18 protein-coding genes are annotated in these 22835 nt (G+C 66.7%); 2 read left to right on the forward strand and 16 right to left on the reverse strand.

All coding sequences use genetic code 11. The features are described from left to right. Window position 1 precedes the first annotated feature (1 nt). The 7 genes from ACFQQD_RS09505 to ACFQQD_RS09535 all read right to left on the reverse strand — a co-directional run bounded on the left by ACFQQD_RS09505 (window position 2) and on the right by ACFQQD_RS09535 (window position 8740). Window positions 2–262 carry a hypothetical protein gene (locus ACFQQD_RS09505; RefSeq protein WP_378088652.1) on the reverse strand — a complete coding sequence of 87 codons (261 nt, stop codon included), beginning with the start codon at window positions 260–262 and terminating at the stop codon, window positions 2–4. A 113-nt stretch (window positions 263–375) separates the two neighbouring features. Next, the gene (locus ACFQQD_RS09510) at window positions 376–1722 is read right to left on the reverse strand and encodes a glutamate-5-semialdehyde dehydrogenase (protein WP_378088654.1); all 1347 of its coding nucleotides are present in this window, start codon (window positions 1720–1722) and stop codon (window positions 376–378) included. Window positions 1723–1732: 10 nt separating this feature from the next. Further along, complete coding sequence (proB, locus tag ACFQQD_RS09515; protein WP_378088656.1) at window positions 1733–2893, reverse strand: glutamate 5-kinase; 1161 nt, start codon at window positions 2891–2893, stop codon at window positions 1733–1735. Continuing rightward, window positions 2886–4523: a GTPase ObgE gene (gene obgE, locus ACFQQD_RS09520; RefSeq protein WP_378088658.1), complete on the reverse strand. Its 1638-nt coding sequence runs from the start codon at window positions 4521–4523 to the stop codon at window positions 2886–2888. Before obgE ends, proB begins: the two co-directional genes overlap by 8 nt. Window positions 4524–4706: 183 nt before the next feature. Continuing rightward, on the reverse strand, window positions 4707–4967 hold the full coding sequence (rpmA, locus tag ACFQQD_RS09525; protein ID WP_378088660.1) for a 50S ribosomal protein L27: 261 nt from the start codon (window positions 4965–4967) through the stop codon (window positions 4707–4709). Window positions 4968–5059: 92 nt separating this feature from the next. Further along, the gene (gene rplU, locus ACFQQD_RS09530; protein WP_378090078.1) at window positions 5060–5368 is read right to left on the reverse strand and encodes a 50S ribosomal protein L21; all 309 of its coding nucleotides are present in this window, start codon (window positions 5366–5368) and stop codon (window positions 5060–5062) included. 231 nt (window positions 5369–5599) lie between these two features. Next, the gene (locus ACFQQD_RS09535) at window positions 5600–8740 is read right to left on the reverse strand and encodes an Rne/Rng family ribonuclease (protein WP_378088662.1); all 3141 of its coding nucleotides are present in this window, start codon (window positions 8738–8740) and stop codon (window positions 5600–5602) included. A 449-nt stretch (window positions 8741–9189) separates the two neighbouring features. On the opposite strand from ACFQQD_RS09535, the gene ACFQQD_RS09540 reads away from it, so the two are divergent. Further along, window positions 9190–9816: a vitamin K epoxide reductase family protein gene (locus tag ACFQQD_RS09540; protein WP_378088664.1), complete on the forward strand. Its 627-nt coding sequence runs from the start codon at window positions 9190–9192 to the stop codon at window positions 9814–9816. Here the strand turns inward: ACFQQD_RS09540 and ACFQQD_RS09545 are convergent. After that, the gene (locus ACFQQD_RS09545; RefSeq protein WP_378088666.1) at window positions 9813–10334 is read right to left on the reverse strand and encodes a GyrI-like domain-containing protein; all 522 of its coding nucleotides are present in this window, start codon (window positions 10332–10334) and stop codon (window positions 9813–9815) included. The two genes, ACFQQD_RS09540 and ACFQQD_RS09545, sit on opposite strands and share 4 nt — an antisense overlap. Window positions 10335–10607: 273 nt before the next feature. Here ACFQQD_RS09545 and ACFQQD_RS09550 point away from each other — a divergent pair, with 273 nt between their 5' ends. Next, window positions 10608–11747, forward strand: a complete 1140-nt coding sequence (locus tag ACFQQD_RS09550; RefSeq protein WP_378088668.1) for a hypothetical protein — start codon at window positions 10608–10610, stop codon at window positions 11745–11747. An 82-nt stretch (window positions 11748–11829) separates the two neighbouring features. Here ACFQQD_RS09550 and ndk read toward each other — a convergent pair whose 3' ends face one another. From ndk to mdlC, 8 genes are all read right to left on the reverse strand, one after another. Beyond that, entirely contained in the window at window positions 11830–12252 is a 423-nt protein-coding gene (ndk, locus tag ACFQQD_RS09555; protein ID WP_378088670.1) for a nucleoside-diphosphate kinase, read from the reverse strand. Between the two features lie 70 nt (window positions 12253–12322). Further along, window positions 12323–12814 carry a DUF4233 domain-containing protein gene (locus ACFQQD_RS09560; protein ID WP_378088672.1) on the reverse strand — a complete coding sequence of 164 codons (492 nt, stop codon included), beginning with the start codon at window positions 12812–12814 and terminating at the stop codon, window positions 12323–12325. Further along, window positions 12811–14448 (reverse strand): bifunctional folylpolyglutamate synthase/dihydrofolate synthase, encoded by a 1638-nt coding sequence (locus tag ACFQQD_RS09565; protein WP_378088674.1) that lies wholly within the window; start codon window positions 14446–14448, stop codon window positions 12811–12813. Before ACFQQD_RS09565 ends, ACFQQD_RS09560 begins: the two co-directional genes overlap by 4 nt. Next, window positions 14445–17903, reverse strand: coding sequence for an isoleucine--tRNA ligase (gene ileS / locus ACFQQD_RS09570; protein WP_378088676.1), 3459 nt, complete (start codon window positions 17901–17903; stop codon window positions 14445–14447). Before ileS ends, ACFQQD_RS09565 begins: the two co-directional genes overlap by 4 nt. A gap of 271 nt (window positions 17904–18174) precedes the next feature. After that, window positions 18175–18717, reverse strand: a complete 543-nt coding sequence (locus ACFQQD_RS09575) for a hypothetical protein (protein ID WP_378088678.1) — start codon at window positions 18715–18717, stop codon at window positions 18175–18177. A 16-nt stretch (window positions 18718–18733) separates the two neighbouring features. Next, window positions 18734–19510 carry an SDR family oxidoreductase gene (locus ACFQQD_RS09580; protein ID WP_378088680.1) on the reverse strand — a complete coding sequence of 259 codons (777 nt, stop codon included), beginning with the start codon at window positions 19508–19510 and terminating at the stop codon, window positions 18734–18736. A gap of 31 nt (window positions 19511–19541) precedes the next feature. Next, window positions 19542–20999, reverse strand: coding sequence for a benzaldehyde dehydrogenase (locus ACFQQD_RS09585; protein ID WP_378088682.1), 1458 nt, complete (start codon window positions 20997–20999; stop codon window positions 19542–19544). A 57-nt stretch (window positions 21000–21056) separates the two neighbouring features. Further along, on the reverse strand, window positions 21057–22727 hold the full coding sequence (mdlC, locus tag ACFQQD_RS09590) for a benzoylformate decarboxylase (protein ID WP_378088684.1): 1671 nt from the start codon (window positions 22725–22727) through the stop codon (window positions 21057–21059). Window positions 22728–22835 lie beyond the last annotated feature (108 nt).

Below are 22835 nucleotides of genomic sequence, written 5' to 3' on the forward strand. Positions count from 1 at the left end.
TTCAGTGGCCGGAGCGCTGGCCATCGCGGCCGGTGGAACCGTGGACGTCAACCGCCGTGGTCGGTGCGGGAAGACGCTCACTGACCGAACGCAGTGACATGGTGGCCAGCAGCAACAGCAAGAACACCACGAACGCCCCGACGCCGAAGACCCAAGCGGGGGCGATCAGCTCATTGACCACGTGGTGCGTCTCGGCAGCGAGGACGTTCGCGGCGGCGGTGATGTTCTGCATCAGGTGGTTCTCCTCGAAGCGGCCGGTCATTCCGGCCTGATATCGCTGTGGTCTCAGGTCGCTGTCGTCTCAGTGGGTCTTTCCGACCCATCCTAGTCCCTCCGCCGCCATCACCAGCACCTCACGGGGACGTGGCCGGGACCTCAGGGACGGACTTGTCCGTCACCCCGGAGCACCCATTTGGTGGTGGTGAGTTCCTCGAGCCCCATCGGACCACGGGCGTGCATCTTCTGCGTGGAGATGCCGACCTCCGCTCCCAGACCGAGCTGGCCGCCGTCGGTGAACCGTGTTGAGGCGTTCACGATGACCGCCGCAGAGTCGATCTCGGTGACGAACCGGTCGGCGTTGGCGAGGTCATTGGTCACGATCGCCTCGGTGTGTCCGGTGGACCACCGGCGAATGTGATCCATCGCCTCGTCCAGCGACTCCACCGTCTTGACCGCCATCTCCATCGCCAAGTACTCCGTGCCCCAGTCCTCGTCGGTGGCCTCCGTCGCCTGCACTTCGCTCGGCAGCCATGCGCGAGCGGCCTCATCGACGTGCAGCACCACGCCGGCCCGGGACAGGGCCCGCAGCACCTCCCGGCCGGCATCCTCGGCCTGGGCGTGCAGCAAGAGCGTCTCGGCCGCGTTGCACACGGAGACCCTCTGGGTCTTGGCATTCATCGCGATGTCCACGGCCATCTTCACGGGAGCAGTCCGATCGATGAACAGGTGGACATTGCCCTCGCCGGTCTCGATGACGGGCACGACGGCGTTCCGGACGACGGACTGAATGAGGTCACGTCCACCGCGCGGCACCAGCACGTCGACCGATCCCCGCTCGGACATCAGGGCAGTGGCGCCCTCGCGGCCGAACTCGTCGATCCCCTGGATGATGTCCGCTTCGAAGCCATAGGCCAGCGCCTGTTCACGCAGGATCTGAATCAGCACGGCGTTGGTCTCCCGTGCCGCAGAACCACCCCGAAGAATGACGGCATTGCCGGATTTGAGCGCCAAGCCGGCGATGTCCACCGTGACATTCGGACGGGCCTCGTAGATGGCTCCGATCACACCGAGGGGGACGCGGAGCTGGGTCATGTGCAGCCCATTGGGCAGATCGCGACCACGGACCACGTCTCCCACCGGATCCGGCAGTGCGGCGAGTTCCTCGAGTGCGGCGGCCAGTGCTCCGATGCGCTGCTCGTCGAGGCGAAGACGGTCCAGCAGCGCCTCGGACGTGCCCTTTTCCCGGCCCTGCTCCAGATCCTTCTCGTTCGCTGACAGGATCGCGGCAGCGGTGGCACGCAGGGCGTCGGCCATACCGTGCAACGTGTCGTCCTTGCGGGCGCGACGTGCGGTGGCCAGCTCCGGCCGTGCCTTGCGAGCTCGTTCGGCGACCTTTCGGACACCTTCACGGACCTCTTCGGACACGGCGTCAGAGGCAGCGTCAGACACAGCGGGCGACGCGGATTCGGCAATCCCGGAGGCGTTCTCGGCAGTCGTGGACATACCCCGAAGCCTACCGGTGGTACTGCGCCCGGCTCGAAAGACGAACACAATCGTCGGTGTGCACCACGGGACGCTGATACTCGGGACCGAGCTGATCCCGCAATTGTGCTGTGGTGCTGCCGAGCATGTCCGGCAGCTCGGACGAGGAGTAGTTCACGAACCCGCGGGCGACCACCAGTCCACGCTGATCCGCGAGCTCGATCGGGTCGCCGGCGTCGAAGACGCCATCGACTCCGATGATCCCGGCCGGGAGCAAGGATCTCTTGTTCTTCACCACGGCCGTGACGGCGCCGTCGTCGAGCACCACCCGGCCCTGCACTTCGGCGAGGAGTCCGAGCCAGATGCCGCGGGCGGAGCGGCGCTTGCCCGAGGCCTGGAACCACGTGCCCACGTCCTCACCGGCCAGCGCGGCATCCGCGTTCTCGGCGGAGGTGACCAGTGCGTGGATGCCGGATCCGCTGGCGATTCCGGCGGCATCCACCTTGGTGACCATGCCGCCCGTCCCGACGCCGGCCGGTCCGGTCCGTCCGATGGCCACATCTTCCAGATCGGCACGTGAGCCGACGAACGGAATGCGTCTGGAGTCCGGGCGGGACGGCGGACCGGTATAGAGCGCGTCCACGTCGGTCAGCAGCATCAGGGCGTCGGCGCGCAGCAGATTGGCCACCAGTGCCGAGAGGCGGTCGTTGTCCCCAAACCGAATCTCCGCCGTGGTCACCGTGTCATTCTCGTTGACGATCGGCACCACGGACAGTGCCAGCAACCGGTTCAGGGCCCGGTGGGCATTGGTGTACTGAATGCGGCGGATCAGGTCATCCGCGGTCAGCAGCACCTGCGCCACCTCGATGCGGTGCCGCGCGAAGGAGGCGGCGTAGTCGGCCAACAGTTTTCCCTGCCCGACGGCGGCCGCAGCCTGTTGCGTGGCCAGGTCACGCGGGCGTTTGGCCAAGCCGAGGGGGTGGATGCCAGCCGCGATGGTCCCCGAGGAGACCAGCACGACATCGGTGCCACGGGACCGCACGGCGGCGATCGTGTCCACGAGGGAGTTGATCGCCTCATGGTTGAGCCCCGTCGGGGTCGTCAGCGAGGACGAGCCGATCTTGATGACGAGGCGGCGTGCGCGGTGCAGGGTGTCGCGGCCCGTCACCGGGTTGGTCACATGATCAGCCATCGGCGCCGTCTCGCCGCTGCTCGCCCGCCTGACTCGTCTGGTCGGCGTCATCCGGCGCATCGTCGGCGGCGAGCCCGGCCAGCCGGTTGATCTCGCGATCCACAGACCACACACCAGTGCGGCGCTCGGCCTCGTCCTCGGCTTGAGCGGCAGCGCGGGCCGCCTTGCGCTCCTCGTACTCGCGGCGCTTCTGCTCGCGCGTGGGCCGGGCCTGTTCCTCCATTCGGAGGTCGGCGCCGCGGGGTCCACCGAGCAACTCGGCGCCGGCGGCCATGGTGGGCTCCCAGTCGAAGACCACGCCGTCGTCGTCGCTGCCGATCACCACGGCGTCGCCGGGCTTGGCACCCTGCTTGAACAGTGCCTCTTCCACCCCGATGCGGTTCAAGCGGTCGGCCAGATAGCCCACGGCCTCGTCATTCGTGAAGTCGGTCTGGGCCACCCAGCGTTCGGGCTTGGCGCCGCGGACGCGGAACAGCGGTTCGAGGTTGCGCTCTTCGCGGTGGATCTCGAAGTCCTTGCTGCGGCTCGAGCGGGCCGACCGGGGTCGGATGACGACGGGCTCGGCGACCTGTTCCGGCTCCGGCGTCCGCTCCCGGGCCTGTCGGACCAGATCGGCCATGGCGAACTTGAGCTGGTCGAGGCCCTGATGCGAGATGGCGGAGACCTCGAAGACGCGCAGACCCCGCTGTTCGAGGGTCGCGCGGACCATATCGGCCATGTCCTGGCCGTCGGGCAGATCGGTCTTGTTCAGGGCGACGATGCGGGGACGCTCGTTCAGCGGCACCACTCCACTGCCGCCCTGGGCGAAGATCGGCTCCACGGCGTAGGCGGCCAGTTCCGCCTCGATCGCGTCGAAGTCAGAGAGCGGGTCGCGGTCGGACTCCAGGGAGCCGCAGTCCAACACGTGCACCAGCGCGGCGCAGCGCTCCACGTGCCGCAGGAACTCCAGGCCCAAACCCTTGCCCTCTGAGGCACCCGGGATCAGACCGGGGACGTCGGCGACGGTGTAGCGGGTCTCCCCCGCCTGGACCACACCGAGATTCGGGACCAAGGTGGTGAAGGGATAATCCGCGATCTTCGGCCGCGCCGCTGAGAGGGCAGCGATCAGCGATGACTTGCCCGCCGAGGGGAATCCGACCAGGGCGATGTCCGCGACGGACTTCAGCTCCAGGACGATGTCCCTCTCGTCACCGGGGATTCCGAGCAGAGCGAAGCCGGGGGCCTTGCGCTTTTGCGAGGACAGGGAGGCGTTGCCGAGCCCGCCTTGTCCGCCCTCCGCGGCCACGAAGCTGGCCCCGTGGCCCACCAGGTCAGCGAGGATGTTGCCGTCGGCATCCTTGACGACGGTGCCGTCGGGAACCTTCAGAACCAGGGACTCACCATGAGCGCCGTTGCTGAAATCACCCTTACCCGGACCGCCGTTGCCGGCGTGACGGTGCGGAGCGTGGTGGAAGGACAGGAGCGTGGTGGTCTGGTTGTCCACGACCAGGGTGACATCGCCGCCGTTGCCGCCATTGCCGCCGTCGGGACCGCCCAGGGGCTTGAATTTCTCCCGACGCACCGAGACACAACCGTGGCCTCCGTGACCGCCGGAAACGTGCAGGACTACTCGGTCCACGAAAGCCGCCATGGCCGCCTCTCCTCATCAACACTGGGTGTTACTAGTGTGGCGCACGACGTGCTCCGCTGTACTCTTCAGCGGTCTGCAGTGCTGCGCCTTAACGACTCCGGCGGGGGCAGGCCGCAGTGGCCCGCCCCCGCCGGAGGGATGTCCTACTGGGGGAACATTCCCCCGGATGCCGTCAGTCTGAGATCACTCAGCAGCGGCAGGAACGATGTTCACGACCTTGCGACCGCGACGGTGACCGTACTCGACGGCACCGGCCGAGAGGGCGAACAGGGTGTCGTCCTTGCCGATTCCCACGTTCGAGCCCGGGTGGAACTTGGTGCCGCGCTGGCGGACCAGGATCTCGCCGGCGTTGACGGCCTGGCCGCCGAAACGCTTGACGCCCAGGAACTGCGGGTTGGAATCGCGGCCGTTCTTCGAGGAACTACCGGCTTTCTTATGTGCCATTGTTCAATCCTTCGATGTGTGTGCGGCCACGGGCTGTGTGCCTTGAACCGCGGGGCTGGGGCTCTGGAGTGGAACCGGCGCTGAGAACCGGATCAGGCGATCGAGGTGACCTTGACGGTGGTCAGCTCCGAACGGTGACCCTGGCGCTTCTTGTAGCCGGTCTTGCTCTTGTACTTCTGGATGACAATCTTCTTGCCACGGGACTCACCGACGACCTCGGCCGTGACGGTGACCTTGGCCAGGTCATCGGCACCGGTGGTCACCTTGTCCCCGTCCACCAGCATGACGGCGGGCAGCTCCACGGAGCTTCCGGCCTCAGCGGCGACGCGGTCAAGGGTAACGAGGTCTCCAACGGAGACCTTTTCCTGGCGGCCGCCAGCGCGGACAATCGCGTACACCACTTGGGACTCACTTCTCTCGACGTTCACGAATTTGTTCTGCTGCTGTCCCGGCCTGCCGAAACCAGCGGTGTCCGGCCGGCGAATGCGGACGGTACCGGACAGCGGGGGCAATGGCTCTGGGCGTACCGGCGGGCTTTCCTACACCCATTCACGGGGCAGACAGAAAACGACGGCGGCGCAGCACCGAGTATCCATCTTACCCGCCGGTTTGCCCAGGGCCAAATGACACACCTACTCCGAACGCGTGATGTCCTCCGCCCGAACGCCGACCCCGAGCATCATCGGTGCGGCCGAGTCGGCTGAGCTCTGCTGTCCGGCCTTCTCCGTCACCGCCGGACCGGAGACCGAGGCAGAGGCGCTGAATCGACGTCCGTTGCCAGCGTCCGCCGACGCGGCGCTGAGGTCCACCGTGCGGATGTCACCCGAGGTGCCATCCGAGGAGGCAGCACGACGCCGGCGCTGTGGCCGTGCCGTCCCGCTCGCCGGCGCGGTGGTCGCGGGTTTGGCCGAAGAGGTGCTCGCGGTGCGCTTGGCCGGCGCGCTGGTCGCCGGCTGGGCCGACGGGGTCGCGGAAGAAGTGGACTGCTCACTGCCCTGATCGCGCGGCGCCCTCTGGTCGAGCGCGCTTTCCAATGCGGCCAGATCGGGAGTGGAACTGGCACGCCGAGACTTCCGGCGTCCACGCGGCACCTCGACGGTCTCGCCACCGAAGTTCAACGTCGGTGATCCCTCGTCGCGCTTGCCGTTGTCCGGGCTGCTGTTCTCCTGGTCGGCATTCTTCTGGCCGCCCTTGTCCTGGCTGCCCTTGTCCTCGTGGGCATTGGCCGCAGCGGCCGCCATGTTCGCGAAGGCCGCGCGGGCCGCCTCGGCACGGGCCTGGCGCTCGGCCTCCTCCTCGGGGCTCAGGTTCTGCTCGGCCGAGCTGTCCGGCTGATCCTGACGATCGCGTTCGGCCTGGCGTTCGCGGCTGCGACGCCGCCGCTCACTGCGGGAGGACTTGCGGCCGCCGTCGTGATCGCCTCCACCCTGGGAGCCGCCACCGGCGGAACCACCCGAACCACCGGCGCTGTGCGCCCGAGGCTCGCCCTGGGCATGATGGGAACGGCGGTGCTCCACCGGCATGTCGTGCACGATGATGCCGCGGCCGTTGCAGTGCTCGCAGGTCTCCGAGAAGATCTCGACCAGGCCGGTGCCCATGCGCTTGCGCGTCATCTGCACGAGGCCGAGCGAGGTGACTTCGGCAACCTGGTGCTTAGTGCGGTCTCGGCCGAGGCACTCGACCAGGCGACGGAGCACGAGATCACGGTTGGACTCGAGCACCATGTCGATGAAGTCGATGACGATGATGCCGCCGATGTCCCGCAGCCGCAGCTGGCGGACGATCTCCTCGGCTGCCTCCAGGTTGTTCTTGGTGACGGTTTCCTCGAGGTTGCCGCCCGAACCGGTGAACTTCCCGGTGTTGACGTCAACCACGGTCATGGCCTCGGTACGGTCAATCACCAGCGAGCCGCCGGAGGGCAGGAACACCTTGCGGTCGAGGGCCTTCTGCAGCTGCTCGTCGATGCGGTGGGAGGCGAACAGATCTTCGCCGTCATGATCCTGGGGCTTCCACTGCTCCAGTCGCGGCAACAGGTCCGGCGCAACGTAGGTCACGTAGGCCTCGATGTTGTCCCAGACCTCTTCACCCTGGACGACCATGCTGGAGAAGTCCTCATTGAAGACGTCGCGGACGACCTTGATCGTCAGATCCGGCTCGAAATACAGCAGCTCCGGCGCCAGCGTCTTGGTCGACTTCGACTTCTCCTCGATGCCTTCCCACTGAGCGCGCAGACGGTTGATGTCATGCATCAGTTCCTGCTCGGACGTGCCCTCCGCAGCGGTGCGAACGATCACTCCGGCGTTCTCCGGAAGGTGGTCCTTGAGGATCTTCTTCAGCCGTGAGCGTTCCACGTCCGGCAGCTTCCGGGAGATCCCGGTCATCGAACCGCCGGGCACGTAGACGAGATAGCGCCCGGGCAGAGAGACCTGGCTCGTCAGTCGGGCGCCCTTGTGTCCCACCGGGTCCTTGGTGACCTGAACGACCACGGAGTCACCCGACTTCAACGCGTTCTCGATCTTCCGGCCCTTGCCCTCAAGGTTCGCGTTGTCCCAATTGACCTCGCCGGCGTACAGGACCGCATTGCGGCCGCGGCCGATGTCCACAAACGCCGCCTCCATGGACGGCAGGACATTCTGGACCTTGCCGACGTAGACGTTGCCGATCAGCGAATCCTGCGTCGTGTTGGACACGAAGTGCTCGGCGAGGACACCGTCCTCCAGCACCGCGATCTGGATGCGATGGTCCCGCTGGCGGACCAGCATCTTGCGATCCACCGACTCACGACGCGCGAGGAACTCGGCCTCCGTGACGACGTGGCGGCGCTGGCGACCGCCCGAACGCGAGTCGCGCCGGCGTTGCCGCTTGGCCTCCAGCCGGGTGGAGCCCTTCAGGGACGTGACGGCGTCCGGCCCGGTGGACGCGGCCTGACGCGGTGCGCGAACGCGGGTCACCGTATTAGCCGGATCTCCGTCGGTCGAACCTTCCAGCTCCAGGTCGGCGTCACCACGGCGACGCTTGCGACGCCGGCGTGAGCCACCGCCTCCGCCGCTGCCGTTGCCGTTGTTGCTGTCGTCGTCGTCACCCGCATGTGCGGTCCGGCCGTCATGGTCAGAGTCCTCGGTCGCGGTCTCCGCGCCGTTCTCGGCCGAGTTTCCCTCGGCACTGCCACCCGAACGGCCACGGCTGCGCCGACGACGGCGGGAACTGCGCTGGCTGGACTGACCGGCCTCGGCATCCCGGTCGCCTTCGCCGTCGAAGTCGCCGGAACGCTTGTTGTCATCGGTCTCAGCGTCAGACGCGTCCCGGTCTCGAGCGCTCTGGCCGCGTTGACCTCCACGATCGTCATTGCGCTGGCGGGGAGCGGATGCCACCGTCGACAGATCCGGCGCCTTGAAGATCAGCGCGAGCGGATCGGCGGGTATGGCGAACGGATCGTCCACGGTGCGCTCAGTGTCCGCCGAGTCCTCACCGGCCGGCGTCTCCTCAGGAGGCGAATCAGCCTCGGCGGCGGGGTTTGCCTCAGTCGCTGGACTGTCCGAGGACTCCGAGCTGTCCGCGTCCACGGGAGCGCTCTCGGCGCTGGACTCTGCCGAGTCGACCTCTGCGGTGCCGGAATCTGCGGTGCCGGACTCTGCGGTGCCGGACTCTGCAGTGCCGGACTCCGGGCCATGGGAGTCAGTATTGCTGGACTCCGTGCTGCTCGATTCGGTGTTCTGCTGTTCGTTCTGCTCGTTGTTGTCTTGTTCGTTGTTGTCTTGTTCGTTGGCTGCCATGGACAGCACCTCCTGCCCCACTGACACGCCACACTCGTGCCCGCGGAGCGGCTAGGTCCGCTCTCGGTGGCGTTTCCCCCGGTCCGACGATGCGGTACCCGGGGTGCCGCCGTCGACGGACTCCAAAAAGTCTCAGGTGAACCGTGCCTTCGGTCTCCGCTGGATGCGGGGCGCCGAACCCGGAACCATCGGCGGCCCTCTCGGTCTCACGCGTCTTGTCGCGTGCCATAGGCGGCTTTCGCAAGGCCAGGGACGCGTGGTCCGCGTCTCGCTGGCCGGGCAGTTTCCTTACACTGCCTCAGTCCTGTGCCGCCGGCCGGTGGCCGTCCAATGGACCCAGCCGACGGTGTGGCCATCGGCGGATCGATGTCCATTGTCTCACACGGGGGATCGAATGAGCGGGAAGCACGAGAACCGCGAGACCCTCACGACCGTTCTACGATGGAGCAGTGACTTCCACTGCGACGCACCGTCCCGAGCCCGATGCGGGCCATCATCTGAGTTGGTACGCCAGGCCGTTCGGCACGGCGTGGATGCTCGTGGTCACCGGATTCGTGGGCCTGTACGGCACCCTGATGCTCGTGATGGAACGGGTCATGCTCTGGAATGACCCGAACCACATCACCAGTTGCGACATCAATCCCTGGGTGTCCTGCGGCGAAGTCATGAAAACGTGGCAGTCGCAGCTGTTCGGCTTTCCCAACCAGTTCATCGGCATGGTGGCGTTCCCCATCGTCATCACCATTGCCATGGCGCTCTTTGCCCGGGCCCAGTTCTCCCGCTGGTACTGGATCGGGATGAACATCGGTGTCCTGGGCGGCTTCGTCCTGATCGTGTGGCTATGGAGCCAGGCGGTCTACGAGATCAACATCCTGTGCCTCTATTGCATGGTGGTCTGGACCGCGATGATCCCGATGTTCATTCTCTTGACGTCACGAAATCTGCAACACGGCGTCATCCCCGCCTCGGCAGGCGTGAAGAAGTTCGCCGCCGAATGGTCCTGGCCGATCATCGTCCTGCTGTACGTCGGCGTGCTGGCCTCGATCATGCTGCGTTTCTCCAACGCCTTCTTCTAGACCGTCAGGACGACCAGGTCTGTGCGCAGTGTCGCCGGATCGATGTCGGGGCTCGGCTCCGTGGTGTAGATCTCCCACAACGGCAGACCGGGCTGATGGCCGGCGTCGGCGATGGACTGCATCAATCGCTCCCAACCGGCGCCGATGCCGTCGTAGGGGCCGAAGTAGGACATGATGGCGATCCGGCCGGACGGCAGCTTGGAGGGCCGCAACGTCACACCGGAATCCGTGGAAATGGCCTCGGTCAACGGGCGGTCGACCGGCACGCCGACCTCCATGTCCACCGTCTCGGCCGGCATGCGCGTGTGCAGAGAGAATGCCGGACCCACCGGCTGGATTCCCTGGGTCCCGAGGGAGGGAAAGAGCGCGGTGAACGTCGAGTCGAAGACCTCTGCCATCTCGGACATCGGGTGATCGGCCACCGTGTTCACGACCGTCGGCACCTCTGGAGCCTCCAGGAAGGTCACCTCGCGGTATGGGTCGGCCAGAAAGTAGAGGGAGTCGGTGGTGCCGGTCATCGTGGCTCCTCGGTGTAGCGGGACTGCTCGGTGTAGCGGGACTGAAGTTGGCGGGCGATGCCCAGAGACTAGGGGCCGGCCGATACCAGTGGCCACTCCGATCGTGCGGTTCCGAACTGACCGTTCCAATCTCGCCGCTCTGCTCCCGCCGCTCCGATCGTGCAGCTACGTTGCGCTGTGGGACTCCTCCACAACCGCCCGACGCCGGCCTGCCATCCAGACTGGGTGCCGACGGTGCCCCGTCGTCCCCGGGAGGCCGACCAGGATGTAGCGGTGAGCACACTCAGAAATCCCGGACCGCTCGGAACGCCTGTGCTGTTCGGGGCTCGCGCAGCATCCGCGGCCCGCTCTGAGCGTAGTTGGCAGCGCGACGCGCGGCGGGGCCTGGCAGTGCGGCTGTCGAATGGCATCTATTGCTCGATCGACGATTGGTTTCGGCTGTCCCCGTGGGATCGGTACCTCGTAGCCGCCCTGGCTCATGCATTGTCACGGCGCCAACCGCCGGTCTTCATCGGTTTGACTGCCTTGGCGCTGCACGGACTGCCTCTCGCCGACGTCCCCGGGGCACTGCATCTCCGTGCCACGTCGGCGGGGAAATCGGGGCGGGAGAGGCAACCACTTCCCTACCTGAATCATCGCGCAGCGCTCGATGCCCACGTGAAGCACTACGAATCGCTGGGCAAGTACCCGACCGGACATCTGCCGGTATTGCCGGACCTGCGGCGCCGCTGGCTCGCAGAAGCATCGTCGCGTCCCGCTCAGAAGCTTCCGGTACAGCCTTCCGAGAAGGACTCTGGTGTACAGGGAACGGTGCTAGCCGACCCGGTTGACGTAGCCATGGCAGACCTGCTTGCCGGCGAGCCTCTGGACGTGGCGACCGTCCCGGCTGATGCCGTCAAACGTCGGCACGACGATGCGACCCGTGATCTCGTGGACCGAGCGATCGCGCGGAGATCGACATCCACTCAGCGACACAGGGCACGCGTTGCGTGGTCCTTTGCGGATGAACGGGCGGAATCGCCGGGCGAGTCCCTCAGCCGGGCCCGTGTTCATCAGCTGGGGTTCGTCGTTCCGAGTCTGCAGCACGCCGTCGTGGACGCTGCAGGGACGTTCGTTGCGCGCACTGATTGCTGGTGGGACGAGATCAACCTCGCCGGCGAATTCGACGGGTTGCCCAAGTACTCGAATGCCTATACCGACCCTGGAGAGACCTGGCGAGAGGTGCTGGAGCGCGAAAAATCACGTGAAGACGCCATCCGCCGGACCGGCGCCGGGATGATGCGTTGGGTGTGGAAAGACCTCACGCAGCCATCCAGATTCGAGAAGCTGCTTCTGCACCACGGGGTTCCACGCCGCCACGACGTCGATTCCACACCGGCACCGACCGGAGTCCCCTTTCCGCCGACAATCTGAGCTCCACAGCAGCTTTCAGCGTCGGCGGAAAGGGGAGTCACCAGAACCGCGGCGCGGAAGGGCTACTCGGGGCTCGTCGTGGTTAGGAGAACCAGAGGGCCAGTTCCCGCTCGGCGGACTCCGTGGAATCAGATCCGTGCACGAGGTTCTTCTGGACGGACTCGCCCCAGTCACGGCCCAGGTCCCCACGAATGGTGCCGGGGGCCGCAGTGGTCGGTTCGGTGGCACCGGCGAGGGACCGGAAACCCTCGATGGCGCGATGGCCCTCCACCCGGGCGGCCACCACCGGGCCCGAGCTCATGAACTCGACCAGCGGCTCGAAGAAGGGCTTGCCCTCGTGCTCTTCATAGTGCTTGACCAGCGTCTCGCGGGTCGGCACCAGCATCCTGAGGTCGGTGATCGTGTAGCCCTTGGCCTCAATGCGGGCCAGAATCTGGCCGGTGAGGTTGCGGGCCACTCCATCGGGCTTGATCAGGACGAGGGTCTTTTCAACAGAGGCGGTCACAGTCGCTCCTAGGGGTCGTGCCAGGGGGTCAGTTCTCATGGTCGCTCTCGCAACCTTTCCGGGGACCACCCTACTGGGACTCGGACTGCCACCGTGCCTCTGCCTGAGCACGGGCTCGGTTCTCGCGATCGATCTGCCGGCCCTTCGTCACGGCGTACCACCACGCCAGGCCGAAGCCGACTCCCACGAACGCCATCGAGTACTCGATGAAGGACGCCATGATCAACGCCAACTGCAGGGCCCAGCCGATCCAGATGCCGGCCGGTTTGCGGACCAATGCGCAGTCCAGGACCGCCACCACGGCCACCGCCAATGACACGGTGAGCGCCCACGGCGCCAACGGTTCACCGCGATTGATGCCGAAGACGGCCAGGCCGAAGAAGACGAGAACCAACGCCTCCATGACCAGCACGGAGGACATGAAGGTGGCCTGAATGGAACGGGGCTTCTTCTGCTGGCCCGGCCTCCATTCACGCTGGGACTTGGTCTCGCGCGCCGGACGCCAGGGCTCGCGGCCCGTAGTCTCCGGGTTCCCTTCCCCCACCGGGTTCTCCTCGCTCACGAGTCCCTGCTTCCCCGCTGATCATCGCCGTCGTCCAAACCGTCGTCCACGCCGTCATCGATGTCATCGTCGAAGATGTCCTCCTCGTCCGGTTCCTCGTCGAGGCCGTCGCCGAGCTCGAGCCCGAAGTCCTGGAGCACATCGAGCGCCGGAGGGACCGCCACCACGTCCGGTGTGCCCGGCTGGCCGGATCCAGCTTCCGGGGCGCCCAGCAGATCGCGAGCCTCGGCGACCAGGGTGACGGATCCGGTGATGAGGACCCCACCGCCGATTCCTGCCGCTCCGTCGTCCGTGGTCCCGGCGTTCTCAGCACGTCCGACGGCCCACTCGATGGCGTCGGGAATCGACTCGGTGGCGAAGAGGTCGTCCTCGGGCCAGCCGGCGTCGAGAGCGGTCTGGGCGAGCTCTCCGGCGGGGATGGCCCGTGGTGAATCCGACTGCGTGAGGCAGAGGTCCTCCACCAGGTCGCCGAACTCCCGGTACAGCTCCGTCAGCATCTCCAGGGAGTCCTTCTCCTGCAGGATCCCGACCACGAGCACGAGTTTCTCGAAGCCGAACGCCTCCTGCAGCGCTGAGGCCGTGGCCTTGATGCCCGCAGGGTTGTGCGCGGCGTCGACCACGATCGTCGGGGCACTGCGCACCACCTCCAACCGTCCCGGAGCGGACACCTCCGCCAGACCCTGGTGCAGCAGCTCGGACTCCAGCTCCTTCTCGCCGCCGAAGAAGGCCTCCAAGGCCACGATGGCGACCGCCAGGTTCTCCGCCTGGTGCTCGCCATGCAGCGGCAGGGTCAACCCCGGATACCGCCCGGCAATACCGCGGACGGTCACCTGCTGGCCACCCACCGCGACGGACCGGGATTCCACGCCGAAGTCCACGCCCTCGAAGCGGAAGCCGGCGTCCACGGCACGAGCGGCGTCGAGCAGCACCTGTGCGGCATCCGGGTCCTGCGCGGCCGACACCAGAAAACCGCCGGGCTTGATGATGCCGGCCTTCTCTTCAGCGATCTCGGCTTCGGTATCGCCCAGCAGGTCACTGTGGTCTAGCGAGATCGGCGTGACGACCGAGACGGCCCCGTCCGCCACGTTGGTCGCGTCTGTGATGCCGCCCAGCCCGACCTCGAGCACCACCACATCCACCGGCTCATCAGCGAAGATGGCGAAACCGAGGACAGTCACGGCCTCGAAATACGTCAGCGGATTCTTCCCTGCCGCTTCGAGTTCGGCATCGATCACCTGCACCACCGGCAGGATCTCGTTCCAGATCCGCACGAACGTCTCCTGTGGCACTGGCGCCCCATCGATGCTGATCCGCTCGGTGACGGAGCTCAGATGGGGCGAGGTGTAGCGACCGGTCCGCAATCCGTAGGCGCGCAGCACGGACTCGATGATCCGCGCCGTCGAGGTCTTCCCGTTCGTTCCCGTGAGGTGGATGACCGGGGCGGACTTCTGCGGTTCACCGAGGAGTTCCATGGCGCGCCACATCGGACCCATGCGCGGCTCCATCTTGTTCTCGGGCGCGCGCGCCAACAGGTCCTGATAGACGGCCTCGACGGTTTCGGGACCCCCGCTGGGCAAGGATGCTCCGTTGTCGTCCGCGGTGCTGCCGGTGGCAGACGAGTTCTTCTGGCTCATGCTTGGCTCCCGGTCGTCGAGTTCGAGGCGGCCGACTTGGACACGGCCACCTGGACGGTCTTGCTCGCATCATCCGCAGGGTCCCTCCGCGGATCCTCGGCGCCGGAATCCTCCAGCACCAGCTCCACGGTCAGCGTCTCGCCGGCCACCAGCTCACGGTGCGCCTCCACGGACTGCACGACGGCGGCCGGGCCCGTGACCGCGGTCCGCACCCGGTCCGCGACCTCCAGACCGGCGTCCTTGCGAGCGGCCTGGACCGCTCGGATGACATCGCGTGCTGTGCCCTCGGCTGCCAGCTCGGCCGGCACCCCGGTGTCCAGAACCAGGAACCCGCCGGGAATCGTGGTGACTACGCGATTTCTCATGTCCAAAGGTCCGCCGACGAATCCATTCTCTGCACCGGTGACTTGGGTCTCCAGGGAGTACTCCCCCTCGACGAGTTCGATGCCGCCGGAGACCACCGTGCCGTCCTCGGCCACGGACCAGTCACCGGACTTGGCGCCCTTGATCGCCGCCTGGACCTGCTTGCCGAGGCGTGGACCGGCGGCCCGGGCGTTGACGGCCAGCGACTGTGAGATGCCGAAGTCAGCGGCGGACACCGCGCCAGCGTCCTGCAGGTCGACCTCTTTGAGATTCAGCTCGTCCTTGATGATCTCCGTGAACGGCCCCGCCAGCCCGGCGGCGTCCGGCACGACGACGGTCAGAGACCGCAGCGGCAGCCTCACCCGCCGCTTCGCGGCTTTGCGCAGAGACGAACCGGCCGACGCGATTCGCCGCACCGTGTCCATCCGCTCCACGAGCTCCTCGGCCTCCGTCTCCGAGGCGAAGCCGGAGAAGAACGGAGCCGACTCCGGGTAGTCCGTCAAGTGCACGGATCGGCCGCCGGTCAGTCCTCGCCAGATCTCCTCCGCCACGAGCGGCATCAGCGGAGCCGCCGCACGGCAGAAGGCCTCGAGGCAGGTGTACAGCACGTCCAGGGCCTGGGTGTCCTCGTCGAAGAACCGCTGACGAGATCGGCGGACGTACCAATTGGTCATCGTGTCCATGTACCGGCGCAGGGCGTCGGTCGCGTCCGAGACCTCATAGTCGTCCAGGCCTGCCTTGACCTCGTTCAGCATCCGACCCGTGGCCGCCAGGATGTACTGGTCCAGCGGGTCGGTGGAGGCGTGCCGCGGCTGCGCACGGTAGCCCTCGGGGCGATGGCCGCCATCCACCGCCGAGTTCGCGTAGAGGCTGAAGAAGTGCCACACGTTCCACGCCGGCAGCAGCACCTGCCGGGTACCTTCGCGGATGCCCTCCTCGGTGACCACGAGATTGCCGCCGCGCAGGATCGGCGAGGCCATCAGGAACCACCGCATGGCGTCCGAGCCGTCACGGTCCAGCACCTCGGAGACGTCCGGATAGTTCTTCAGCGACTTGGACATCTTCTGCCCGTCGGAGCCCAGCACGATGCCGTGGCTGATGACGTTCGAGAAGGCCGGACGGTCGAACAGCGCGGTGGCCAACACATGCATCGTGTAGAACCAGCCCCGCGTCTGACCGATGTACTCGACGATGAAGTCGGCCGGGTTGTGGGTGTCGAACCAGTCCTTGACCGCACCGTCGTCGGCGAAGGGGTAGTGCACCTGGGCATAGGGCATCGAGCCTGAATCGAACCAGACGTCGAGCACATCCTCCACGCGGCGCATCATGGACGCCCCGGTGGGGTCGTCCGGGTTCGGGCGGACCAGCTCGTCGATCCACGGGCGGTGCAGGTCCACCTCCCCCTCGGCATTGCGCGGCAGGCGACCGAAGGCCTCCTCGATCTCGGCCAGTGAACCGTAGACCTCTTGCCGTGGGTACTCCGGGTTGTCGGACTCCCAGACCGGGATGGGCGATCCCCAATACCGATTGCGGGAGATGGACCAGTCGCGAGCGTTCTCGAGCCACTTGCCGAACTGGCCGTGCTTGACGTTGGAGGGGATCCAATTGATCTGCTCGTTGAGCTCGACCATCCGGTCCTTGAACGAGCTCACGGAGACATACCAGCTGGTGATGGCCCGGTAGATCAACGGCGTGCGGCAGCGCCAGCAGTGCGGGTAGGAGTGCTCATAGGAAGCCTCCCTGAACAGCCTTCCGGCTGCTTTCAGCGCACGGATGATCGTCCGGTTCGCCTCGAAAGCCTGCACACCGGCGATGTCCTTCAGTACCCCGCCGCCGCGCTGCTCGTCCGCGAACAGCGGCAGGAACTTCGCACCCTCATCGACGGAGAGGATGACGGGGATGCCATGGGCCTCGCAGATCCGCTGGTCGTCCTCACCGTAGGCCGGAGCCTGGTGAACCACGCCCGTACCGTCATCGGTGGTGACGTAGTCGTCCACGAGCAGTCGCCAGGCGCGTTCAGTGCCGTAGGTCTCGGCATCGGTGAAGTAGGTGAACAGCGGCTCATAGGTCAGTCCGCCCAGCCGGGATCCGAGATAGGTGGCCTCGACCGCCTCGGTTGCGGCGCCGGCGTCGGGGTATCCCAGCTCCTTGGCGTGGGCGCCCAGCAGGTCCTGCGCCAGCAGATACCGGTGGCCCGCGAGGTCCTCGGCGGCGTCCGGACCGGCGGGCACCACCGCGTAGGTGATCTCCGGCCCGACGACGAGTGCGGCGTTGGTCGGCAAGGTCCAGGGGGTGGTGGTCCAGGCGAGCACGCGCACGCCGGTGAGGTCGTCCGCCAAGGCAGCGTCCGCACCGCCGTCGGGCACCAGTGCGGGGTCCGTCGGCAGACCGGTGAGGGGGAACGCGACGGTGACCGAGGGGTCCTGACGGGACTGGTAGACGTCCTCGTCCATGCGCAGCTCGTGGTTGGACAGCGGGGTCTCGTCCTTCCAGCAGTACGGCAGCACGCGGAAACCCCGGTAGGTGAGGTCCTTGGTGTACAGGTCCTTGAAGGCCCAGAGAACTGACTCCATGAACTCGGGGTTCAGTGTCTTGTAGTCGTTCTCGAAGTCGACCCAACGGGCCTGACGATGAACGTAGTCCTTCCACTGGTCGGTGTACTTGAGCACCGAGGCACGGCAGGCGTCATTGAAGGTGTCGATGCCCATGGCTTCGATCTGGGCCTTGTCCGTCATGCCCAACTGCTTCATCGCCTCGAGCTCAGCGGGCAGGCCGTGGGTGTCCCAGCCGAAACGACGTTCGACTCTGCGGCCCCGCTGCGTTTGGTAACGGGCTACCAGGTCTTTGACGTAACCGGTGAGCAGGTGGCCGTAGTGCGGCAGCCCATTGGCGAAGGGCGGTCCGTCATAGAACACGAACTCGTTGCCGCTGCCGTCCTCGGCCACGGCGGGACGAGCGTCGATGGAGGCCTGGAAAGTGCCGTCGGCGTCCCAGTACTTCAGCACCCGTTCCTCGATCTCCGGGAACCGCGGAGAGACGGGAGTGCTGTTCTGGGTGTTCGCGTCCGGATCCGAACTGGCGAGGGGGTACACGGGCGTTCCATCCTTGCGTGAAGTCGACTGCGCTGCTCTGTCTGTTCCTACTGCAAGGACGCCGATGCGGCGCGGTACCACCCTGCTTGCCGCCCGTGCCGATAAAACACCACACCGGCGCAGGGTCCGGCGGTGCTCACCAGGGTCGAGGACGACCGCTCATGACAGCTGTGACGGGCCTACCCGTCCGGGTCTACTGGGGCGAAGGCCGGGAGGATGATCTCCTGATGGGTTCGCCTGTTCTTCCGGAAGCTCACCGGTGATGGCCGGGTCAGTGCTTTGACGGTGATTCTACGCCTTTTCTACGCCCTGTGCCCGTCCTGTGTCCGTCCTGTGCCGTGCCGTGCCGGGTTGAGGGATCGAGGTATTCCAGCACCGCGGTCCCGATGCCGGCCACCACGGCCAGAGTGGCCCGTGGCCGCTTCGCGCCCAGACGTCCGATGGCCTTCTCCGTCCAATGGTCCGTGACGGAAGACAACCACATGGACCCGGCCACCACCGAGCCGACGGCGATCCCGGTCAGCACCGGCGCACCGATACGGCGCGCCAGGCCGGTCTCCGAGACCTCCTCGCCCTGGACTCGGGCCTCCCGTTCGGCCTGGTCTCGGGCCAGGATCACGCCGGCGGTGGTGACCGAGGCCGCAACCACCCCGGTGACCGTCATCAGCGGCCGGCGTGGGATCTTCCAGAACTGGACGGCGGATCCCGCCCCGGTCACGGCGCCCAGGGTCAGGGCCCGCCGCAGTCGCGGCAACTGCGGCAACTGCGGCAACTGCGGCGAAGGGTGTGTGGATTCACGATGCTGCGGTGCCATGATCACGTCTTCCCGATCACTGTGACTTTCTGATCAATTTGAACTGAGAGGCCTGCGCCACGGGTCGCATCACCACCTGATCGAGGTTGACGTGGTGCGGTGCCGAGACGGCGTACGTGCACACATCCGCGACGTCGTCTGCGGTGAGCGGATTCTCCACGCCGGCATAGACCTTCTCCGCAGCCTGCTGGTCGCCCCGCAGCCGGTTCAGGCTGAATTCCTCGGTGTGCACCAGTCCGGGAAGGACCTCGATGACCCGCACATTGTGCTCGGCCTCCTCGAGCCGGAGTGCACCGGCCAGTCCGTGCTGTCCCATCTTCGCGGCGTTGTATCCGCCGCCGCCTTCATAGCTGGCCAGCGCCGCCGTCGACGTCAGGATCAACAGCGTTCCCCGGCCGGTGGCACGCAACATCGGCAGGAAGGCCTGGGTGACGTTGAGGGTACCCAGCACATTGACCCGGTACATCCAGTCCCAGTCCTCGAGCCGGCCGTCGGCGACTCGGTCGGTTCCGCGTGCTCCACCAGCGATGCACAGCACCGTGTCCACGCGCCCGGCGGCTTCCACCTGCTCCCGGACGCGCTCGACGTCGGCGGTGTCGGTGACATCGGCCGGCAGGGGAATGACCGTGCCGGTGCCCTCGGGCACTTCGTCTACCAGGCTCTGGAGCCGTTCGGCCCGCCGAGCGAGCGCATAGACGGTCCAGCCCTGGGCGGCGAGCCGGGCTGCAGTGGCCCGGCCGATGCCCGAGGAGGCACCGGTCACGACGGCGGCGCGATGATCGTTCTCAGTCATGCCACCACTGTAGGAGATCCTCAGGACAGGCTCAGAAGGGATACTCCGGCACATCCGCGCTGACGGTGATCCACTGCGTCTCGGTGAAGGCCTCGATGTTCGCCGTCGGTCCGCCGAATCGAGAGCCGGTACCGGAGGCTCCGACCCCGCCGAAGGGAGCGTTGGGCTCATCGGCCACGGTCATCTCGTTGATGTGGATCTTGCCCGAGTTGATCCGGTCGGCGATCTTCATCGCCTCCCCCACATCGCCGATGATGGACACGGAGAGACCGTACTCGGACCGGTTGGCCAGTTCGATGGCCTCTTCGGTGCTGGAGACCTTCATCACCGGTGCCACGGGTCCGAAGATCTCCTGGTTCCAGGCCTTCATCTCCGGCGTGAGGTCGGTCAACACGGTCGGGCGGTAGAACTGACCCTCATGCGTTCCGCCGGCAGCCACCGTGGCCCCGGCGATCAAGGTGTCCTGGACGATGGAGTCCACGTTCTTGAGCTGCTTCTCGTCGATGATCGGCCCCAGGTGGACCTGGCCCTCCCCCGGGTCACCCACGACCAGCGCGTCGGCACGCTCGGACAGCTTGGAGACGTAGTCCTCATGGACATCCGAGTGGACCACGTGGCGCCCGGTGGTCATGCAGATCTGACCCTGGTGGAAGAACGAGCCCATGGAGCCGACGCCGGCCGCCAGGTCGAGGTCGGCTCCGGGCAGGACGATGATCACGTTGTTGCCGCCCAGCTCGAGGTGGGTGCGCTTGAGGTGCTCGGCTCCCGCCTTGCCGACATGGCGGCCAGCGGCCGTGGAACCGGTGAAGGAGACCACGCGGACCTCGGGCGCATCCACCGTGGCGGCTCCGACGTCGCCTGCGCCGGGCAGGTACTGCAGGACGCCCGCCGGCAATCCGGCTTCCTCGAAAATGCGGGCGATCAGCGCGCCACCGACCACGCTGGTGCGCGGGTCCGGCTTGAGCAGCACGGCGTTGCCCAGGGCGAGCGCCGGAGCCACAGAGCGCATCGCCAGCAGCATCGGGAAGTTGAAGGGGGCGATGACGGAGACCACACCGGCCGGAACGCGACGGGCGAGGGACCAGTGGTTGTTGTCCGAGGGCAGGTACTCGCCGTGGGGATGCGTCGGCAGGGCGGAGGCCTCGAAGCACTCCTCAGCCGAGACGAAGACCTCCATGGCACCCTTGTCCGGGACGCCACCGGTCTCGGCCACCACCCAGCCGATCAGTTCCTCGGAGTGCGCCTGAAACAGGTCCCCGGCTCGGCGGAGCACAGCAGCACGCTCGGTCGGCTTCAGCGCCGCCCATTCCTTCTGCGCTGCAGCGGCCTTGCGAGCCGCGCCGTAGACGTCGTCGGGAGTGGCGAAGCCGATCTCGCCGATGGTCTCACCGGTCGAGGGATTGAGCACCGGCTGGGTTCCGCCGGAGCCGTTGACCCATCCGTCGGTGAAGATCTTTCCGGTCCAGACGGACTCGTCGATGAGTGTCATGGTGTCCTTCTTTCTGATGGTGCGTGATGTCGGAGAAGTCTAGAACCGATGAGGTCCCTACTGCGGCGCGGTCAGGGAGGTTTCGACCTCGATCAGGTACGGGCGGTCTCCCGCCATCGCCTCGGTCAGCACCGAGGCGAGTTCCTCTTCGTTGCTCACGGTGGACCCGGCGACGCCGTAGCCCTTCGCCAGGGCGGTGAAGTCGATCTCGGGAACATCCAGTCCGGGGGCGTCCGGCACACCGAGGACGTCTGCGAACCAGCGCAGCGCACCGTAGGTGCCGTTCTTGAGAATCACGAACACCACCGGCACGCCGTACTGGGCGGCCGACCACAGGGCCGTGATGCCGTAGTTGGCGGAACCATCACCGATGACGGCCAGCACCTGGCGGTCCGGCAGAGCCATCTGCACCCCGACGGAGGCGGGCATGCCGAAACCGAGGCCGCCCGAGGCCGGCCAGAAGTAGGAGGACGGCAGACGAAGGTCCATCTGCTTCCAGAAGGAGTCGTTGGTGGAGGTGGACTCGACCACATAGGTCACATCCTGCGGTGCGGTCTCCCGGAGGACCTCGAAGACCTTCTCCGGGTGGAAGACCCCGTCGGTCACCTCCGGCGCAGGCTCGGGATCCCGCCAGGCGTCGATCCGGTCGTTCGTGCGGGCCGCCACAGACCTGGCCAGAGCGGCGGTCGCCTCCGCGACGTCGGCCACGACGGCCTCGCCGAATGGCGCCCGAGTGGCGGCGCCGGTCTCCTCGGTGATCTGGATGAGCTCGACGTTCGGAGGCAGGTAGTCCCCGGGAACATGCTGGTGGTAGCGGAAGACCGGGGCTCCGAGCACGAGCGCGAGATCGTAGTCCTCCAGCGCGGAGCAGATGTCCGCGACGGCGGCCGGCAGCACCCCGGTGAACTGACCGTGGCGGTTGGGGAAGGGCAATCGGTACGGCGAGGGGGCGATCCAGACGTCCGCATTCAGCCGCTCGGCGAGGATACGGGCGTCCTCTGAGGCACCAACCGTGTCCACCGCCGAGCCGAGAATCAGCGCCACGCGGGGAGCCTCATCCAGACGACGGACGAGCTGTTCGACCACCGGAGCGGGCAGGCTGCGCGCCTCCGTCAGGGAACGGTCCAGCAGGAACCGATCATTGCTGGCCGAGGGCTGGTCCCAGTCGTCGTACGGCACCGAGAGATACACCGGGCCCTTGGTGCCAGTGACCGACTCCAGCACGGCTTCGTTGAACGCCCGGGGCACATCAGCGGCGCACGTGGGCTCACTGCTCCATTTGGTCAGCGGACGAGTCAGCTGAGTGGCATCGACATTGGACAGAAAGGACTCCAAGCCGATCGTGGAGCGCACCTGCTGTCCCGCGGTGACGACCAGCGGAGTCTGCGAGTAGACCGCGTTGCTCAGGGCGCCCATGGCGTTTCCGGTGCCGGAGCCGGCATGCAGGTTCACGAGGACAGGCCGGCCGAGGGCCTGGGAGTAGCCATCGGCCATTCCCACCACCACACCCTCGTGCAGCCCCAGGACGTAATTGACGTCGTCGGGCAGATCCTGAAGGAACGGGAGTTCGTTCGAGCCGGGGTTGCCGAAGATTGTGGTCAGCCCATGCTGAGCCATCAGCCGGTGGGTCATGGACCGCACGGTCGTTGTGGGCTGCTCCGACTCTGAGCCTGCTGTGCTTGCCGTCGGGGACGTCACTGCGTCCCGTGCTGTCTCGCTGGGAGTCATGATTCCTCCGTCAATGGCCTTCATGGATGTGTTGACACGAGAGTAGTGGCGTAACTCACGCGCGATCCAATGAATAGAATGCGGCAATCCATAGATAGCACCAATGGA

This window comes from Citricoccus sp. GCM10030269 (assembly GCF_042665635.1).
Taxonomy (GTDB): Bacteria; Actinomycetota; Actinomycetes; order Actinomycetales; family Micrococcaceae; genus Citricoccus.